The sequence below is a fragment of the Nocardia acididurans genome, assembly GCF_016741815.1.
In the GTDB taxonomy this organism is placed as follows: domain Bacteria; phylum Actinomycetota; class Actinomycetes; order Mycobacteriales; family Mycobacteriaceae; genus Nocardia; species Nocardia acididurans.
This window is the reverse complement of record NZ_JAERRJ010000003.1, coordinates 324,847-340,356: the sequence shown is the minus strand read 5'-3', so window position 1 is coordinate 340,356 and position 15,510 is coordinate 324,847. Positions and strand designations below refer to the sequence as shown.

At 68.6% G+C, this 15,510-nt stretch carries 14 protein-coding genes; 10 read left to right on the top strand and 4 right to left on the bottom strand.

Annotated elements, in window-relative coordinates; genetic code table 11:
• Positions 1-10: 10 nt before the first annotated feature.
• Together JK358_RS09605 and JK358_RS09600 are read left to right on the top strand one after the other, a co-directional pair.
• Positions 11-475, top strand: a complete 465-nt coding sequence (locus JK358_RS09605) for a hypothetical protein (RefSeq protein WP_201945736.1) — start codon at positions 11-13, stop codon at positions 473-475.
• Between the two features lie 447 nt (positions 476-922).
• Positions 923-1,558 (top strand): DUF3159 domain-containing protein, encoded by a 636-nt coding sequence (locus JK358_RS09600; RefSeq protein ID WP_201945728.1) that lies wholly within the window; start codon positions 923-925, stop codon positions 1,556-1,558.
• Between the two features lie 9 nt (positions 1,559-1,567).
• Here the strand turns inward: JK358_RS09600 and JK358_RS09595 are convergent, their stop codons facing one another.
• Together JK358_RS09595 and JK358_RS09590 are read right to left on the bottom strand one after the other, a co-directional pair.
• Positions 1,568-2,152: a TetR/AcrR family transcriptional regulator gene (locus JK358_RS09595; protein ID WP_307817417.1), complete on the bottom strand. Its 585-nt coding sequence runs from the start codon at positions 2,150-2,152 to the stop codon at positions 1,568-1,570.
• Positions 2,149-3,096: a patatin-like phospholipase family protein gene (locus JK358_RS09590; RefSeq protein WP_307817416.1), complete on the bottom strand. Its 948-nt coding sequence runs from the start codon at positions 3,094-3,096 to the stop codon at positions 2,149-2,151. Before JK358_RS09590 ends, JK358_RS09595 begins: the two co-directional genes overlap by 4 nt.
• A 66-nt stretch (positions 3,097-3,162) precedes the next feature.
• Here JK358_RS09590 and JK358_RS09585 point away from each other — a divergent pair, with 66 nt between their 5' ends.
• The 3 genes from JK358_RS09585 to JK358_RS09575 are packed head-to-tail and all read left to right on the top strand — an operon-like array spanning position 3,163 to position 6,662.
• Entirely contained in the window at positions 3,163-4,326 is a 1,164-nt protein-coding gene (locus JK358_RS09585) for an acyl-CoA dehydrogenase family protein (RefSeq protein WP_201945723.1), read from the top strand.
• A 9-nt stretch (positions 4,327-4,335) separates the two neighbouring features.
• Positions 4,336-5,547, top strand: a complete 1,212-nt coding sequence (locus tag JK358_RS09580; RefSeq protein ID WP_201945718.1) for an acyl-CoA dehydrogenase family protein — start codon at positions 4,336-4,338, stop codon at positions 5,545-5,547.
• Positions 5,547-6,662, top strand: coding sequence for an alcohol dehydrogenase catalytic domain-containing protein (locus JK358_RS09575; RefSeq protein ID WP_201945714.1), 1,116 nt, complete (start codon positions 5,547-5,549; stop codon positions 6,660-6,662). Before JK358_RS09580 ends, JK358_RS09575 begins: the two co-directional genes overlap by 1 nt.
• Before the next feature lie 36 nt (positions 6,663-6,698).
• On the opposite strand, the gene JK358_RS09570 is transcribed toward JK358_RS09575, so the two are convergent.
• A complete protein-coding gene (locus JK358_RS09570) occupies positions 6,699-7,295 on the bottom strand; it encodes a TetR/AcrR family transcriptional regulator (protein ID WP_201945703.1) in 597 nt (198 codons plus the stop codon).
• Positions 7,296-7,701: 406 nt separating this feature from the next.
• Here JK358_RS09570 and JK358_RS09565 point away from each other — a divergent pair, with 406 nt between their 5' ends.
• The 3 genes from JK358_RS09565 (at position 7,702) to JK358_RS09555 (ending at position 12,173) form a co-directional block, all read left to right on the top strand.
• Positions 7,702-9,543: an alkyl/aryl-sulfatase gene (locus tag JK358_RS09565; RefSeq protein WP_201946268.1), complete on the top strand. Its 1,842-nt coding sequence runs from the start codon at positions 7,702-7,704 to the stop codon at positions 9,541-9,543.
• A 174-nt stretch (positions 9,544-9,717) separates the two neighbouring features.
• Positions 9,718-11,229: a serine/threonine-protein kinase gene (locus JK358_RS09560; protein WP_201945701.1), complete on the top strand. Its 1,512-nt coding sequence runs from the start codon at positions 9,718-9,720 to the stop codon at positions 11,227-11,229.
• Positions 11,226-12,173 (top strand): ARPP-1 family domain-containing protein, encoded by a 948-nt coding sequence (locus JK358_RS09555; RefSeq protein ID WP_201945698.1) that lies wholly within the window; start codon positions 11,226-11,228, stop codon positions 12,171-12,173. Before JK358_RS09560 ends, JK358_RS09555 begins: the two co-directional genes overlap by 4 nt.
• Positions 12,174-12,402: 229 nt before the next feature.
• Here the strand turns inward: JK358_RS09555 and JK358_RS09550 are convergent, their stop codons facing one another.
• Entirely contained in the window at positions 12,403-12,807 is a 405-nt protein-coding gene (locus JK358_RS09550) for a hypothetical protein (RefSeq protein ID WP_201945696.1), read from the bottom strand.
• 199 nt (positions 12,808-13,006) lie between these two features.
• On the opposite strand from JK358_RS09550, the gene JK358_RS09545 reads away from it, so the two are divergent.
• Together JK358_RS09545 and JK358_RS09540 are read left to right on the top strand one after the other, a co-directional pair.
• The gene (locus tag JK358_RS09545; RefSeq protein ID WP_201945693.1) at positions 13,007-14,005 is read left to right on the top strand and encodes a DUF5996 family protein; all 999 of its coding nucleotides are present in this window, start codon (positions 13,007-13,009) and stop codon (positions 14,003-14,005) included.
• Positions 14,006-14,117: 112 nt separating this feature from the next.
• A complete protein-coding gene (locus tag JK358_RS09540; protein WP_201945691.1) occupies positions 14,118-15,500 on the top strand; it encodes a bifunctional lysylphosphatidylglycerol flippase/synthetase MprF in 1,383 nt (460 codons plus the stop codon).
• Positions 15,501-15,510: the final 10 nt, after the last annotated feature.

Genomic DNA, 15,510 nt, shown 5'->3' with positions numbered 1-15,510 from the left:
CCTTGGAGGTATGCGAACTTACGTTCATCTGCTGTTGTTCGCGTGCGCTGTCGCGATGGCGGTGGGGGTGCTCGGTCCGCTGGTCGGATCGGTCGACGCGCGTGATGTCCGATTCTCCGATCTGCGGGAGGGCTTCGATACCGGCCTCACCCTGGACCAGGTCGGCGGGCAGTCGGCCGCGCTGCCGATGTCACTGGGCATCATCATGCTCGGGGCGGCCCTGGTGGTGCTGATCGCGGCCCTGGTCGGGTCGCGGGTGCTGGGCTGGATCGGTGTGCTGGGCGGGCTGGCCTGCCTGGGCGTGCTGATCTGGCGTCTGGACGAGCGCTTCGACGATCTGCTGCGTGACGACTATCGCGCGCTGCTGTCGGGCACCTGGGGCCTGTACCTGTTCGGCGGCGGCGTGGCGCTCGCGCTGCTGGCGCTGCTGGTACCTCGGGAACGGCGCCGGGCGCCGGTCCCGGTGCCGCACTAGGCGCGCGAAAGTTCGTGTTCTGCTTCACAGCCGGAAAGCGGTCGTGGGAAAAACCATGATGCCGAACACGTTTCATTTCTCTACCCTGGATGCCGATCCACGGTCTCCACTCGAAAGTAGATTTTCATGCCGCTTATCAATCTCGGTTCCGCTGCGCTCGACCTGGCCAACTCCGTGACCTCGCTGGCCGCCAACATCACCTACCTGTTGAAGGCCTGGGGCCTGGCCTGATTTCGCGAGCACCGAACGCCCGTCATTCCGTCCGGAATGGCGGGCGTTCCGCTTTTCCCGGGTAGCCGACTGTGTGCCATGTCACCGGATCCGGGTTCAGCGAGGTAGGGCACGGAACCCTTGCCCGGCACGTACGAGTCTTATTACAGTCGGACTGCAATAAGACTCCACTGCCGATGTAGAAACCGGCCACGACGAGGGAGGGCGAGGAGAGGAATGGCAGTGCAGACCATCGAGCGACCTCGGTCCGGAGCGGCCGAGATGTGGGGAAAGTTCCGTGCCATGGGCGGGCCGCAGCACATCGTCGACGGCGCCGCCCCGGCCGTCGCCTTCCTCCTCGCCTACGCGACCATCGACGCCAAGATGGGCGTCCTGTTCGCCCTCGGGACGGCGGGCGCGGTCGCGGTGTACCGATTGCTGAAGGGTGACTCGATCCGGGTCGTCTCCGTCTCGCTCATTACGGTGGTGGTGTTCTCGCTCTTCGTGGGCATCACCGGCGAGGGGCGCGGGTTCTATCTTCCCGACCTCATCATCTGCGTGGTCTGCACCGTGGCCTTCGGTCTCACGCTGCTCACCGGGCGTCCGCTCAGCGGGTGGGCGTGCCGCAAGATCGGCCTGGAACCCGCCGAGCCCGCCGACCCCGACGCGCGAAACCTGCTGCACCGCAGGATAACCCTGGTCTGGTTCGGCTTCTGGGCCGCGCACCTGGTGATCATGGTGCCGCTCTACCTGGCGAACAAGGTGGTGCTCTTGGGTTCGGTCGCACTGGTTCTCGGCAAACCGGCCCTGGTGCTCATGCTCGCGGGCACCTGGCTGTGGGTGCGGCGCTCACTGCACGCGCCCGCGCAATAGTCTTGCGGCTCAGGCGCGTAACAGCGCCGTCTGCACCTGGCGCAGCCGCTCGCCGTCACCGCGGAATCCGGCCACCGCGTCGTTGTAGAGAAACGCCTCCCACAGCCGGACCAGCGCGTAGGCGAGCGTGTCGCGCTCGATGGGCGGGCGATAGCCCTCCCGCTGGGCGCGCTCGATGACCCGTTCCACGGTCGCCACCGCCGCGCTGTGCACCGGCCCGTCACTGCGGGTGACCAGGCGCAGGGCGGCCGTCGATTCATTGTCGAAGTACCTGCGCAGCGAATCGTCCTCGACCAGCAGGGCGATGGTGCGGTCCAGAATCTCCTCCAGGCGCGCGCCCCCGGTGGCCGTGCAGTCCCGCTCGATCCGGGCCACCAGCCGGTCCAGCTGATGGGCGATGGCCGCGCCGAGCAGGCCGTCCCGGGACCCGAACCAGCGATAGATGCTGGCCCGGCCGACGCCGAGTTGCGCGGCAATGGCATTCACATCCAGGCGTTTCCCGGAGAGGAACATACCGATGGCCGCACGCAGCACATCCTCGCGGCTGGCCGAGGCCGGCCGCCCCGGAGCCCTGGTTCCCTCGCTGCGCGTCACGCGGAAAGCATAGGGGCCAGGTGCGGGGACAGCGTCCGCACGGTCACGGTGCGACCCAGGTCCAGGGCTTGGCGCAGCAGGTCCGGATCGCGGGTGATGCGGCCGACATCCGGGGCGTCGCGGGGCGGGCGGATCTGCATGACCGCGGGATCGCTGCCGAAATCGGCCTCGTCGCGATGGTGACGGCGCACCCGCGACAGCCACGGGCCGACGGTGCCGGGTGCGTGCCGGGACAGGAAGCGCGCCACCACCCTGGTCTCCAGGGGCGATGGGGCAGAGACGTTCTCGTCGTCGCGGCGGGTGCGCAACACTAGCACGCGGGTCGCGCCCTGCGCCAAAGCCGTTCGGATGGGCACGGATTCGGAGAGCCCGGCGTCGACGTAGCGGCGGTCGCCGATGCGCACCGGCTTCCCGGCCAGCAGCGGCAGGCAGGTGGAGGCGCGCAGGGCGGCCTGCACCGAGGCCGGGTCGGTCAGGCCGTCGTGCAGATCCACGGCCTCGCCGGTGTCGGCGTCGGTGGCGATCGGATGGAACGTCACCGGATTGGCGAGGATGGCCGGGAAATCCATCGGCACCAGCCGCTCGTACACGGTGTGCACCAGGTATCCGGTATCCACCACCGGACCGCCGCGCAGGGCGCGCACCGGCGAGATCACCCGGTTGATCACCTCCGGATTCCAGGCCCGGCGGGCGTGTACGGCGCGGCCGCACAGCAGCCAGGCGGCATTGAGGGCACCGGCCGACGCGCCGTAGATCGCGTCGAAGCAGGGGAGTATCCCGAGGTCCTCGATGGCCATGGCCATGCCGTGCGAGTACGCGCCGCGCGAGGATCCGCCCTCGATGACCAGGGCGAGCCGGTGCCGGTCGGTGCGTTGCCCCGGCAGGCTCGCGGCACGATGCCGGGCGGCGAGGAGTTCGGCCACCCCCAGCGTGGAGTCGTTCACTCGCGATCCCTTCCCTGTCAACCGATCCATTTGAGACATTCGATAGTCTGTGTATCATACTCGACCATGCAATTGGCACTCACCGACGACGAGCTCGCCTTCCGCGACGAGCTGCGCGCGTTCTACCGCACCGAGATCCCGGCCGACATCCGCAATCGCGCCCGGCACGGCCAGGAACTGAGCAAGGACGACATCGTCACCACCCAGCGCATCCTCAACGCGCACGGGCTGGCCACGCCGAACTGGCCGGTGGAATTCGGCGGCCGCGACTGGACGCCCATCCAGCGCCACATCTGGCACGACGAGATGCAGCTCGCGTCGGTGCCCGAGCCACTCACCTTCAACGCCAACATGATCGGCCCGGTGATCGCGCACTTCGGCTCGCAGAAGCTGAAGGAACGCTTCCTGCCCGCCACCGCCAACCTCGACATCTGGTGGTGCCAGGGCTTTTCCGAGCCCGAGGCCGGATCCGACCTCGCCTCGCTGCGCACCACCGCCGTCCGCGACGGCGACCACTACATCGTGAACGGCCAGAAGACCTGGACCACCGCCGCGCAGTCCGCCGACTGGATTTTCTGCCTGGTGCGCACCGACCCCCACGCGCCCAAGAAGCAGGCCGGCATCTCCCTGCTGCTGTTCCCGCTCGACACTCCGGGCGTGACCGTGCGGCCCATCGAACTCATCGACGGCTGCCACGAGGTCAACGAGGTGTTCCTGGAGAACGTCCGGGTGCCCGCGGAAAACCTTGTCGGCGAAGAGAATCAGGGCTGGACCTACGCCAAGTTCCTGCTCGGCAACGAGCGCACCGGCATCGCCGCGGTCGGCCAGACCAAGGTGCGGCTGTGGCTGGCCAAGGAGCACGCCCGGCAGACCCGGCTGGGTCAGGGCACCCTGCTCGACGACCCGATCTTCGCCACCCGGCTGGCCGAACTCGAAAACGAGCTGGTCGCACTGGAATTGGTGCAGCTGCGGGTGGCCGCGGGTTCCGCCGACGGCAAGCCCAACCCGGTGTCCTCCATTCTCAAGCTGCGCGGCACCGAACTGCAGCAGGCCGTCACCGAACTGCTGGTGGACATCGCCGGACCCGATTCCCTGGCCCGCGAAGGCGCGGAACCGGATTGGGCCCGCCGCTCCACCGCCACCTACCTGAACTACCGCAAGACCTCGATCTACGGCGGATCCAACGAGGTGCAGCGCACCATCATCGCTTCGACCATTCTCGGACTGTAAGGCAGCACAATGGATTTCGATCTCACACCCGAACAGGAAATGTTGCGCGACACCGTCCGTGACGTGCTCGAACGCGCCTACACCCCAGAACGCCGCACCGAAATCGTCGCCACCGAACTCGGCTGGGACCCCCAGATCTGGCGCACCTTCGCCGAAATCGGCCTGCTCGGACTGACTTTCGCCGAAGAGGACGGCGGCATGGGCGCGGGCCCCATCGAGGCCATGCTGGTGCTCACTGAACTCGGCCGCCGCCTCGCCCCCGAACCCCTGCTGGATTGCGCCCTGCTCCCCGGCGGTCTGATCGCCCGCGCGGGCACCGACACCCAGCGCAAGGACCTGCTGCCCCGCATCGCCGAGGGCGACCTGCGCCCGGTCTTCGCACATGGCGAGCCGGGCGTGCGCTGGCCCGCCACCGAACTCACCACCCGCGCGGTCCGCACCGCCACCGGCTGGAATCTCACCGGTGCCAAACACCCTGTCTCGCACGGTGACAGCGCGGATCTGCTGATCGTCAGCGCGGCCCTGCCGGTGGGCTCCTTCCAGGAGGCGGGCACAGAGCCTGCGGCTGCCTACCCGGACCTCCTCGAAGAGGCCGGCCCCGGTCATCCAGGCGGCGTGGCGGCGGGGCTGTTCCTGGTCGACCCGGCGGCGGCCGGGGTGCGGCGCACCGATTACCTCGGCCACGACGGTGTGCGCGGCGCGACCATCGAATTCGACGGTGTCGCCGCCGAATTGCTCGGTGAGCCCAAGGACGCCGCCGAGATCGTGACCGCCGCCGTGGCGGGCGCGCAGGCCGCGCTGTGCGCCGAGGCGATCGGCGCCATGGAGGAGTCGCTGCGGCTCACCACCGAATATCTGAAGACGCGCAAGCAGTTCGGCGTGCCGCTGCGGGCCTTCCAGACGCTGACGCAGCGGGCGGCCGACATGTACGTCTCGCTGGAGCTGGCGCGGGGGATGAGCATGTACGCCTCCATGTCGCTGGCCGACGGGGTCGCCGATCCGGTCGTCGCCTCGCGGGCCAAGCTGCGAATCGGCCGCTCCGCCAGGCATATCGGGCAGGAGGCCATTCAGATGCACGGCGGTATCGGCATGACCGCCGAATATCCGGTCGGCCACTACACCGCGCGGCTCACCGCCATCGAGCACAGCCTCGGCGACTCCTCCGACCACCTGCGCTACCTCGGCCGCACCGTCGGCGACCACCAGATGGTCGAGATCTGATGCGCATCACCGGGGCGGTGCTCGAGCAGAGCGGCCGCCCGCGGCCCTTCGCCGATTCCCGCCCGATCACCGTGTGCGAACTGGAACTCGGTGATCCGGGACCCACCGAAGTGCTGGTCGCCATCGAGGCGGCCGGGCTGTGCCACTCGGATCTCAGTGTGGTGGACGGCAATCGGCCGCGACCGCTGCCCATGCTGCTCGGGCACGAGGCGGCGGGCACCGTGGTCGCGGTGGGCGAGCGGGTGTGGGATGTGCGACCCGGCCGGCGGGTGGTCATGTCCTTCCTGCCCCGGTGCGAGAACTGCGACGCCTGCGACCGGGACGGGCAACTGCCCTGTGCGGAGGGCACGCGCACCAATACGGCGGGCGAACTGCTGCACCACCCCGGACATCTGTCCCGCGGTGGCGAGGCGGTCCGCCATCACCTCGGCGTATCCGGATTCGCCACGCACGCCGTGGTCGACCGCGCTTCGGTGGTGCCGGTCGGCTCCGATGTCCCCGCCGAGGTCGCGGCCCTGTTCGGCTGCGCCGTCCTGACCGGCGGCGGCGCGGTCCTGAACGTGGCGAACCCCCGCCCGCAGGACAGCGTCATGGTCGTCGGCCTGGGCGGGGTCGGCATGGCCGCCGTACTCACCGCCCGCGCCATCGGCGTGGAACGCATCATCGCGGTGGACCGGCTTCCGGGAAAACTGGCCCTGGCCCGCGCCCTGGGCGCGACCGAGACCTGCACCTCCGATCAGGTCGGTGCCGAGCGCGTCCGGGCGCGCTACGTGATCGAATGCGCGGGTCACCCCGCCGCCTTCGAAACCGCCTACGCCGCAACGGCTCCCGGCGGCATGACCATCACCGTCGGCCTCCCCGCCCCGCACGCCACGGTCACCCTGTCGCCACTCGGCATCACCGCCGAAGCCCGCACGGTCGTCGGCAGCTACTTGGGTTCCGCCGTCCCCGCCCGCGACATCCCGCGCTACGAGCGGATGTGGCGCGAGGGTCGTCTGCCGGTGGAACAGCTGATCTCCGCGCGCATCCCCCTCGACCACATCAACGAGGCCATGGACGAACTCGCCGACGGCAACGCCGTCCGCCAGATCATCGCCTTCGGCGACGCACTGTAGCGGTACCGGCCCGTGGAAGGGGTATCGGTGGAGCGGCTAGGGCTGGGTGGCGAACAGGGCCCGCAGGGCGCGGCCGATGGCGTGCGAGGCTTCGTCCTGGGAGAGTCCGCGCCGGTCCATCAGCTGATGCCGGTACGCCCAGCCCGCGGTGGCCTCGACCAGGTCCAGCAGTTCCTGATCGACGGTGCCGTCGCGGGTGAGTTCGGGTGCGAACGTGCGTGCCAGGCCGTCCCGGATCCGCTTGTCGGCCAAGCGCATTCGCTCATCCATCGCCGGGATCGTCGGGGAGCCCAGCAGTCCCAGCAGTCGTGGATTGCGCTGGGCCGCGAAGATGGCGGCGCTCTGTGCGGTGACCGCCGCGATCCGCTCGTCCAGTGCCGCTCCGGGATCGGGTTGTGCCACCAGTGATTCCACGTATTCGGACTGCGTTTCCAGTGCTGCCAGCAGCAACTCGTCCCGCCCCGGGAAATGCACGAAGATACTGCGTTCGGAGACGCCCGCGCGCTCGGCGATGTCCTTGGCCGTCGGAATGAAGCTGCCCTCCTTGATGGCCGCGAGCAGTGCGTCGACGATCGCGCTGCGCGTCTGCTCCGGATTGCGCCGGCGGCGTCGTGCGGTGGTGCCCTCACTCATAGCTGCATCCGATCACAGTGCGGGGTGGGCTGTCGTAGCGGGTGGGCCGGTTCCGGTCATGGGAACAGCTTATTGCAGTCTGACTGCAATAACGGTAAGGTCGGCAATGCAGCGAATGCGTGGCTAATCATGGTTTGCTCTGGTCACGGACGTTCGAACGGATGAGAGACAGGAGATCGAAGTGGTTGACGGCGGCAAGGTCGGCGACACGGCGAATCCGGGCAGCAACGGCCGTTCCGGGGTATCACGACGAGGCGTCTTCGGCGTCGGCGCGGCCGCACTGGCCGCGGTCGGCGTCGGCGTCGCGGTGAGCGGATGCAGCTCCTCCGACGAGGTGAACCCGTCGTCGACCCAGACCGACCCCACCGATCACATCGTCGACGCCAACAAGAAGATCGCCGAGACCATGCCGTTCTCGGACACCACCGACTTCGCCGACGCCGACCGCGGTTTCCTGGCGGACCTGAAGCCGGGCGTGGTCAAGGACTCCAGCGGGAAGGTGGTGTGGGACAACGACTCCTACGGCTTCCTGCGGGGCACCTGCCCGTCCTCGGCCAACCCCAGCCTGTGGCGGCAGTCGCAGCTGGTGGTCAAGCAGGGTCTCTACGAGGTGGCACCCGGCTTCTATCAGGTGCGCGGCCTGGACCTGTCGAACATGACCATCATCGAGGGCGAGAAGGGCATCGTCGTCATCGATCCGCTCATCTCCACCGAAACCGCCGCGGCCGGGCTGCAGCTCTACCGCGACCATCGTGGCAATCGACCGGTTACCGGTCTGATCTACACCCACTCGCATGTCGACCACTTCGGCGGCACCCTCGGCGTCGTCAGCCGCGAGGACGTCGAATCCGGGCGCGTTCCGGTGCTCGCGCCCGTCGGCTTCCTCGAGCACGCCGTCGCCGAGAACATCTACGCCGGCACGGCCATGGCGCGGCGCGCCGCCTACATGTACGGGGCCGCCCTGCCGCGCGGCGAGAAGGGCCAGATCGGCGCGGGACTGGGCCAGACCACCTCCACCGGCACCGTCACCCTCATCGACCCGACCATCGACATCACCACCACCGGTCAGGAAGAAGTGATCGACGGGGTGCGCATGGTGTTCCAGATGACCCCGGGCACCGAAGCGCCGTCGGAGATGAACTTCTACTTCCCCGACCGCCGCATCCTGTGCATGGCCGAAAACGCTGTGCACACCCTGCACAATGTGCTGACCCTGCGCGGCGCGCTGGTGCGCGACCCGCACGTGTGGTCCAAGTACCTCACCGAATCCATCAATCTGTATGCGCGCCAATCGGATGTGGTGTTCTCCTCGCACCACTGGCCGATCTGGGGCACCGACAAGATCGTGGAATATCTTTCGCTGCAACGGGATCTGTACGGCTACCTCAACGATCAGTCGCTGCGCCTGCTCAACCAGGGCTACGTCGGCAGCGAGATCGCCGAGATGATGCAGGTGCCGCCCAATATCCAGCAGGCGTGGTTCACGCACGGCTACTACGGGTCCGTCTCGCACAATGTGAAGGCCATCTACCAGCGCTACATGGGCTGGTTCGACGGCAACCCCGCACACCTGTGGGAGCATCCGCCGGTGGATTCCGCCAAGCGGCACGTGGACGCCATGGGCGGGGCCGACAGTGCGCTGAAAACGGCCCAAAAGGCGTACGACGACGGCGATTTCCGGTGGGCGGTGCAGGTCACCAACTACGTGATCTTCGCCGACCCGGACAACAAGAAGGCGAAGGACCTGGAGGCCAGTGCCTTCGAACAGCTGGGCTACGGCTCCGAATGCGCCACCTGGCGCAACTTCTACCTCTCCGGCGCATACGAACTGCGCAACGGATCCTTCGGCACGCCCACCGCGGCCAACTCCAAGGGGCTGCTGGCGGCGCTCACGGTGGAGCAGGCCTTCGACGCCATCTCGCTGTTCATCGACGGACCCAAGGCCTGGGACGTGAAGATCACCACCGACTGGCGGTTCAGCGACGACAACAATCGCGTGCACCGCGCCGAACTGCGCAACGGCGTGCTGGTGCACTACGACCGCTGGCCCGACGACGGGCTGCCCGCGCCCGACGCCACCGTCACCATCACGCGCGGGGCGTTCCTGCAGAACATGCTGGCGGGCGGCAATATGCAGGATGCCGTGGCCAAGGGCGACGTCAAGATCGACGGTAACGCGGCGGTACTGGTGCAGTTCAAGGGCCTGGTGACCAAGCCCGACCCGAATTTCGCCATCGTCACCCCCTGATACCAGCGGCGGACCTCATCCCGCCGCTGCCCGAAACCGGCCGTCCGTGGTTGTGGAGCCCACGGAGGGCCGGTTTCCCAATTTCCGCGTCGACAGTGAAATCGACATCGAAACGGACTGCGGCGCAGGGAAAATCAATGGATTCCGGCGGGGTGTGATTCCTACACTTCGATGGTGAACACCGCCGAAATCCTCCGACACTTCCGCACCCACGGCGCGCCTCTGACGCTGTCTCGGGCCGGTGCCGTGGCGTGGGACGATGCGGAATTCCACCATGCCGCATATATTTCTGATCCACAGGAATATGCCCTGCTCGCGCTGGTTCCCGGCGTCCGCGACGCGCAGCGCGCCCGCGTACTGCTGCAAACGCTGAGCGTTTCGCGAACGGAATTGCCCGCCGAAACTCGCGCAATTCTCGACAAGGCCACGCGCGCCCTGCTTTTCGGTATCGCGCCGAATACGGTCGTCACGGTGCTGCTCGCACTGCGCCGCCTGCGCGCCAACCACAAGCACACCACCCGGGCCGTCCTCACCTTCGTCCTCGATCACCCCGATGCCGAACTGCTCATCGCCGCCCGCCGCCCCTCGCTGCGCGACGCCTTCGAGCACGCCCTCGGCAAGGCCACCGCCCGCGGTCTCGCGCGCCGTATCGCCGAAGGCGACACCGACTCCCCGGAGCTGCGCCGAAAGCTGCTGCGCTACACCACGAATCCGGCGACGGCCCCGGCCCGCGTCGCCCAGCTCTACGCCCCCGGCACGCACGGCATCCCCACGCTGGCCGACCCGGTGGCCCCGCTCGAGCCCCCGCGCACGCGCGAGCCGATCGTCTCCGTCACCAATCGTGGTGACATCGCGGCCACCCTGGTGCACGTCTACCGCGGCGGCCCCGTCGCCGAATTGCGCTCCGCGCTGGCCGGATACGTGGCCGCGGCCACCCGCGACCTCCCGCGGGTGTCCGCGCGCGTGGCGCTGGTCCTGGACACCTCGGAGTCCATGCGCGGCTACGGCGATCGCGAGTGGGCACTGCTCTCCCAGGCCGAGGCCCTGCGCCTGGTGCTGGGCGAGATCTGCGACCACCTCACCGTCATCGAGGCGGGCGCGGCCCAGACCGCACCCACCGACCTCGCCACCGGCGTACTGAACGCCCTCGACACCGGACCACGCAGCGCCACAGGCGATCCCGGCGCGCAGACCGCCCGTGACGACTTCGGCGACCGCGAGGGAGTCGCGGCGGGCGTTGTCCCGACCGCCACGCCAGGCAGGGCGGTTGGCCCGGCCGCGCCGGGCGGGGCGGTTGGTTCGGCCGCGCCGGGCGGGGCGGTTGGTTCGGCCGCGCCGGGCGGGGCGGGTGGCCCGGTCGCGCCGGGCGGTGCCCCGGATCTCGTCGTCGTGGTGACCGACGGATATGAGAACCGGCTGCCCGGGGATCTGGCGCGGGTGGCGGCCACGCTGCCGCGGATCGGTGTCGAGACGCCGATTCTGCTGTGCCTGGCCACCTTCACCGCCAGTGACAATCGCGGGCTGCGGGATCCGGCCCCCGGGCTGCCGCACCAGATCTTCTGGCACCAGGACGATTTCGGTGCGCTGCTGCCCTGGCTGTTCGCGCATACCGCGTCCGGGCGTGACTGGATCGCCGCCGCCGCGACGCGATTCCTCGATCGCCGACTCGAAGGAGCTACCTCATGACCAGACTGGACACTTTCGTTCGCGCGCCGGTGGACCTCAGCGGTTACCGGCTCGGTGCGCCGCAGCGGGCGGGGGCGCTCACCATGGTGCCCGTACACGGTCCCGAGCGGCCCGGGATCGTGCCGCCGCGTTCCGGGCTGAAGCTGAATCGCGTTGCCGGATACGGCAATGTGGAGCTGCACAACGGCGCGCCCTCCGGGGTCGCCATCGTGCCGCTGCATATCGGCTACATCCAGGAGGGCGCGCAGAATCACGCGCTGTGCTCGGCCGCGCTCATGGGCGCGGGGGAGACCCGCATGTTCCGCGATGCCTGCTGCGTGCAGGCCGCGCAGGGCGGCTATCTGGAGGGCCGGGATCAGTGGTTCTTCGTGCTGCCGCTGGAGCTGCGCGCCAAGGCGCTGGAGCTGCGCGGGCGGGAAGGGTATTCCAAGCTGTGGCAGGACATCTCGACGGTGAACAGCCGCTACCGGCTGCCCGCGCGGGGTCATCTGGAGCAGATTCTCACCCGGCAGCGCGCGGTGCTCACCCGGTTCCGCAGCCGCCTCGAACTGCTGCCCGGCCAGCTGGGTGCGCTGTTCTTCGTCGGCGAGCGGTTCGCGGGCCTGGAGATCGCGCCCGATCCGCGCTACTTCGCCGAGATGTGGATGCCGCTGGTGTGCTTCGCCTACGGCGTCGCCGCCTGGCAGCAGGAGCCGGAGCAGGTCGCGGCCGAGCCGTTCGCGGCGAGCAGCCTGGCCGAGCTGCGCGCCGAACTCGAGCGTGAGCGCGCCCGCGCCACCGAGCGGGTGCTGTCCTGGATGCCCGCCCCCGCCGAGGTGCGCACCACCGAGGAGGAGCGGTATCTCGACCTGCGCCTGCACACCGTCACCGGTGGCGAGCTCGCCGGCCAGCTGGTCGGCGAGCACGAGCGTCTCGTCTACGCCTCGCTGTTCGCCGCCGCGTAAATAGGTTGCACCACAATCGAATACCGGCCACCATGGGAAGTACGGGAACTGAGCCGGGCACGACGGAAATCAGCTTCGTCCCAAACGAAGAAGTGACTCGCCTGAGAAGCGATGAAATCGACCCGTCATCGCGCCGGCCGCCTGTCCCGTACCTTCTCCGTATTGCCCCCTGTGAGAGTCCCCCTCTCACAGGGGGTTTCCCGTTTTCCGGCCTGCCCCCGGCCAGGCGTCAGCGCGAGACCAGCGCGGCTCGGCGGCGCGAGTCCTCCTCCGGGCGAATCGTTTCCGCCGCCGGGCACCGCGGCCGGGTGCGCACCGCCTTGGTGAACAACTGGAATTCCGCCGCGGGCACGCACACCTCCCGATACGGATGCCGCGGCGACACCCGATGCCGCGGTCCCGGTATCACCACCCCGTGCCTGCGGGTGGCGCCCTCCTGGGCGCGCACCCAGGTCTGCATGGTGCGCGAGTCGATACTCGGCAGGAATTCGACGGCATCCTCCCATTCGAGGCCGTCCACCTGGGTGGGGTCGGGGACCGCGGTGACTACGACGGCGTATGCCGTACCCACGGTGACGTCCGCCATGCGGATCAACCCCCTGTCCATGGTCATGGCCGCCGCGATGCGGCGCATTGTCTCGGCGCATCCCCGGTCCGGTGTTGTCCGGCGTTGCGCGGGGAATGTTCAGGATACTTCGAAAGATATTGCACTACTGAGTATTTCGCCGTTGTCGCAGGTAGGTTGCGGGCTCCTGGAGGGTAGCTGAGTAGCATACGAAACGAACCACCGCCTGGCAGGAAAAAGACCGTCACCAGCGAAAGTGGGCACGAACATGGCCGAAACCACGAATGTGCGGCACCTCGGAACCGATCCGGGGGAGGTGCTGCCCGCGCTGCCCCTGGACGCCTGGCGGCCCACCAAGGAGACCCTGCACCGATACGCGCAGATCATCGGCAAGATCGCTCTCGCCAAGGGCATCCGCCGCAACCACTGGTGGCATATGACCTACCGGCTCACCGCCCGCGGCTGGACCACCGTCCCGCTCGGCTCGGCCACCGACGGACCGGTCTTCACCTGCTCCTTCGACTTCTTCGATCACGTTCTGCGGATCGCCACCGACCGGGGCAGCCGCGAGGAGATCCCGCTGGAGAACCAGTCCGTGGCGAGCTTCTACGGCGAGGTCACCGACGCCCTGCGCAATCTGGGCATCGACGTCACCATCGCCAACCCGGTCCCCTACGACCTGCCCGACCACGATCGGCCCTACGCCGAGGACACCGAACACCACCACTACGACCCGGCCGCCGCCCGGCACGCCTTCCGGGTGACCAGTCAGGTCGGGCGCATCCTGGAGGAGTTCAGCGCCACCTTCTCCGGCAAGATCAGCCCGGTCCAGTTGTTCTGGCACAGCTTCGATCTCGCGGTGCAGCGCTTCTCCGACCGGCACATCGATATGCCCGGCAGCGTGAATTCGCCCACCCGCGAAGCCTATTCCCGCGAGGTGATCAGCGCCGGATTCTGGTTCGGCGACGACAAGGTGCCCGCGCCCACCTTCTACTCCTACACCGCCCCCGAACCCGAAGGGTTGAGCGAACTTCCGCTGCTGCCCGCCGCCGCGCACTGGGTGTCCTCCGGCTCCGGGCACAGCGCCTACCTCGACTACGACGCGGTGCGCGCCACCGCCGACCCGGTCGGCGCGACCCTGGACTTCTTCCAATCCGCCTACAGCGCCGGGGCCCGGCTGGCCGGCTGGGATACCCGCGACCTGTCCTGTCCGGGCGGCATCACCGATCCGCTGCTGTCCACGCCGATCCCGGGGTGGGCGGAATAGGAGTGCACCCGCAAGGGGCTGTCCTGCATAGTGAGTTCGAGTGGGACGGGATGGAGGATCCTCGTGGGGCACTGGCTGATGAGCGTTGCGGACATGAAAATTGGGGTTTCTCATGAGTGAGGAGCGCACCGTGGTTCGTGGCGGCACACTCGGCACCTATCGCGACACCGTCTTCACCGCCGGGCAGAACACCCGGGTCGGCCTCATCGGCGTACTGGTGCTGGCGAGCGTGATCCTGGTGTGGGCCGCCGAACGCTCACCCCGCGACGGCGCGGCCCACCACGGCTGGTTCGTCGCCGTCTCCATCGCCGGACTACTCCTTGCGCGCGGACTGTACCTGCGGCGGCCGATCACGCTGCCGCATCTCAGCGCGGCGGCCATGGTGCTGGTGGTGGCCAACTTCAGCTATCGGGCCGAACACGAGGTCATGGGCTTCGTCTTCCTGGCCCTCACCGGATTCGTGCTGGTGCTGCCGCAGGCCAGCCGCCCGCAGCCGGAGCAACTGCCGCGCATCGCGGAACTGGTGCGCCGCACCGAAACCGATCCGCTCGCACCGTTCGCCCTGCATTCGATGAAGAGCTACTACCTCAACGGTGACGGGTCGGCGGCCATCGCCTACCGGGCTCGCTTCGGGATCGCCGTCGTCGCTGGGGATCCCGTGGGCGACCGGCGCGCCTTCCCCGAATTGCTCACCGAATTCTCGGCTTTCGCGGGGGAGCACGGGTGGCGCATCGCGGTGCTGGGCGCGGGCCCGGAACTGAGCGAGATGTGGCAGTGGCGCGCCCTCGACCATCGCGGGCTGCGCCCGGTCGCGGTGGGGCGGGACGTGGTGCTCGAGGTGAACACCTTCGACCTGGTGGGCCGCCGGTATCGCAATCTGCGCCAAGCCGTCAGCCGCACACATAATTTCGGCGTCACCACCGAGGTGCTGCCGGAGGCCGCGCTCACCGAACCGCAGCGTGAAACCCTGCTCGGCATCGTCGACGAATGGGGGAGCGGCCGCCAGACGCGCGGCTTCTCCATGATTCTCGACCACCTGCTGGACGGCCGGAATCCCGGCATGCTGGTGGTGCTGGCGCGCGATGTCCACGGCCGTGTCGTGGGCTTCCAACGGTACGGAATCTCCGGTGGCGGACGGGAACTCAGCCTGGACGTGCCCTGGCGTCGCCATGACGCCCCCAACGGCCTGGACGAGCGCATGATCCTCGATCTGGTGGATTACGCACGCGCACACGGCATCACGCGAATCTCCCTGGCCTTCGCCGCCTTCCCCGAACTCTTCGCCGACAAGCAGCGCTCCCGGCTCGGCCAACTGGTGTATGTCGCCGTGCGCGTGGGCGATCCACTCATCCGCCTGGAGTCGCTGTACCGCTTCCTGCGCAAATTCCACGCCTTCGCCGACCAGCGCTTCGTGCTCATCCGCTGGCGCGAGGTCCTGATCGCCGCCGCCGCACTGCTCACCCTGGAATTCGTCCCGCACCGCCGCGAGCACTGACGGCGGGCGG

Coding starts and splice junctions, on each gene's coding strand:
- JK358_RS09605 (WP_201945736.1), top strand. CDS start 11: ATGCGAACTTACGTTCATCTGCTGTTGTTCGCGTGCGCTGTCGCGATG.
- JK358_RS09600 (WP_201945728.1), top strand. CDS start 923: ATGGCAGTGCAGACCATCGAGCGACCTCGGTCCGGAGCGGCCGAGATG.
- JK358_RS09585 (WP_201945723.1), top strand. CDS start 3,163: ATGCAATTGGCACTCACCGACGACGAGCTCGCCTTCCGCGACGAGCTG.
- JK358_RS09580 (WP_201945718.1), top strand. CDS start 4,336: ATGGATTTCGATCTCACACCCGAACAGGAAATGTTGCGCGACACCGTC.
- JK358_RS09575 (WP_201945714.1), top strand. CDS start 5,547: ATGCGCATCACCGGGGCGGTGCTCGAGCAGAGCGGCCGCCCGCGGCCC.
- JK358_RS09570 (WP_201945703.1), bottom strand. CDS start 7,295: ATGAGTGAGGGCACCACCGCACGACGCCGCCGGCGCAATCCGGAGCAG.
- JK358_RS09565 (WP_201946268.1), top strand. CDS start 7,702: ATGCCGTTCTCGGACACCACCGACTTCGCCGACGCCGACCGCGGTTTC.
- JK358_RS09555 (WP_201945698.1), top strand. CDS start 11,226: ATGACCAGACTGGACACTTTCGTTCGCGCGCCGGTGGACCTCAGCGGT.
- JK358_RS09550 (WP_201945696.1), bottom strand. CDS start 12,807: ATGCGCCGCATCGCGGCGGCCATGACCATGGACAGGGGGTTGATCCGC.
- JK358_RS09545 (WP_201945693.1), top strand. CDS start 13,007: ATGGCCGAAACCACGAATGTGCGGCACCTCGGAACCGATCCGGGGGAG.
- JK358_RS09540 (WP_201945691.1), top strand. CDS start 14,118: ATGAGTGAGGAGCGCACCGTGGTTCGTGGCGGCACACTCGGCACCTAT.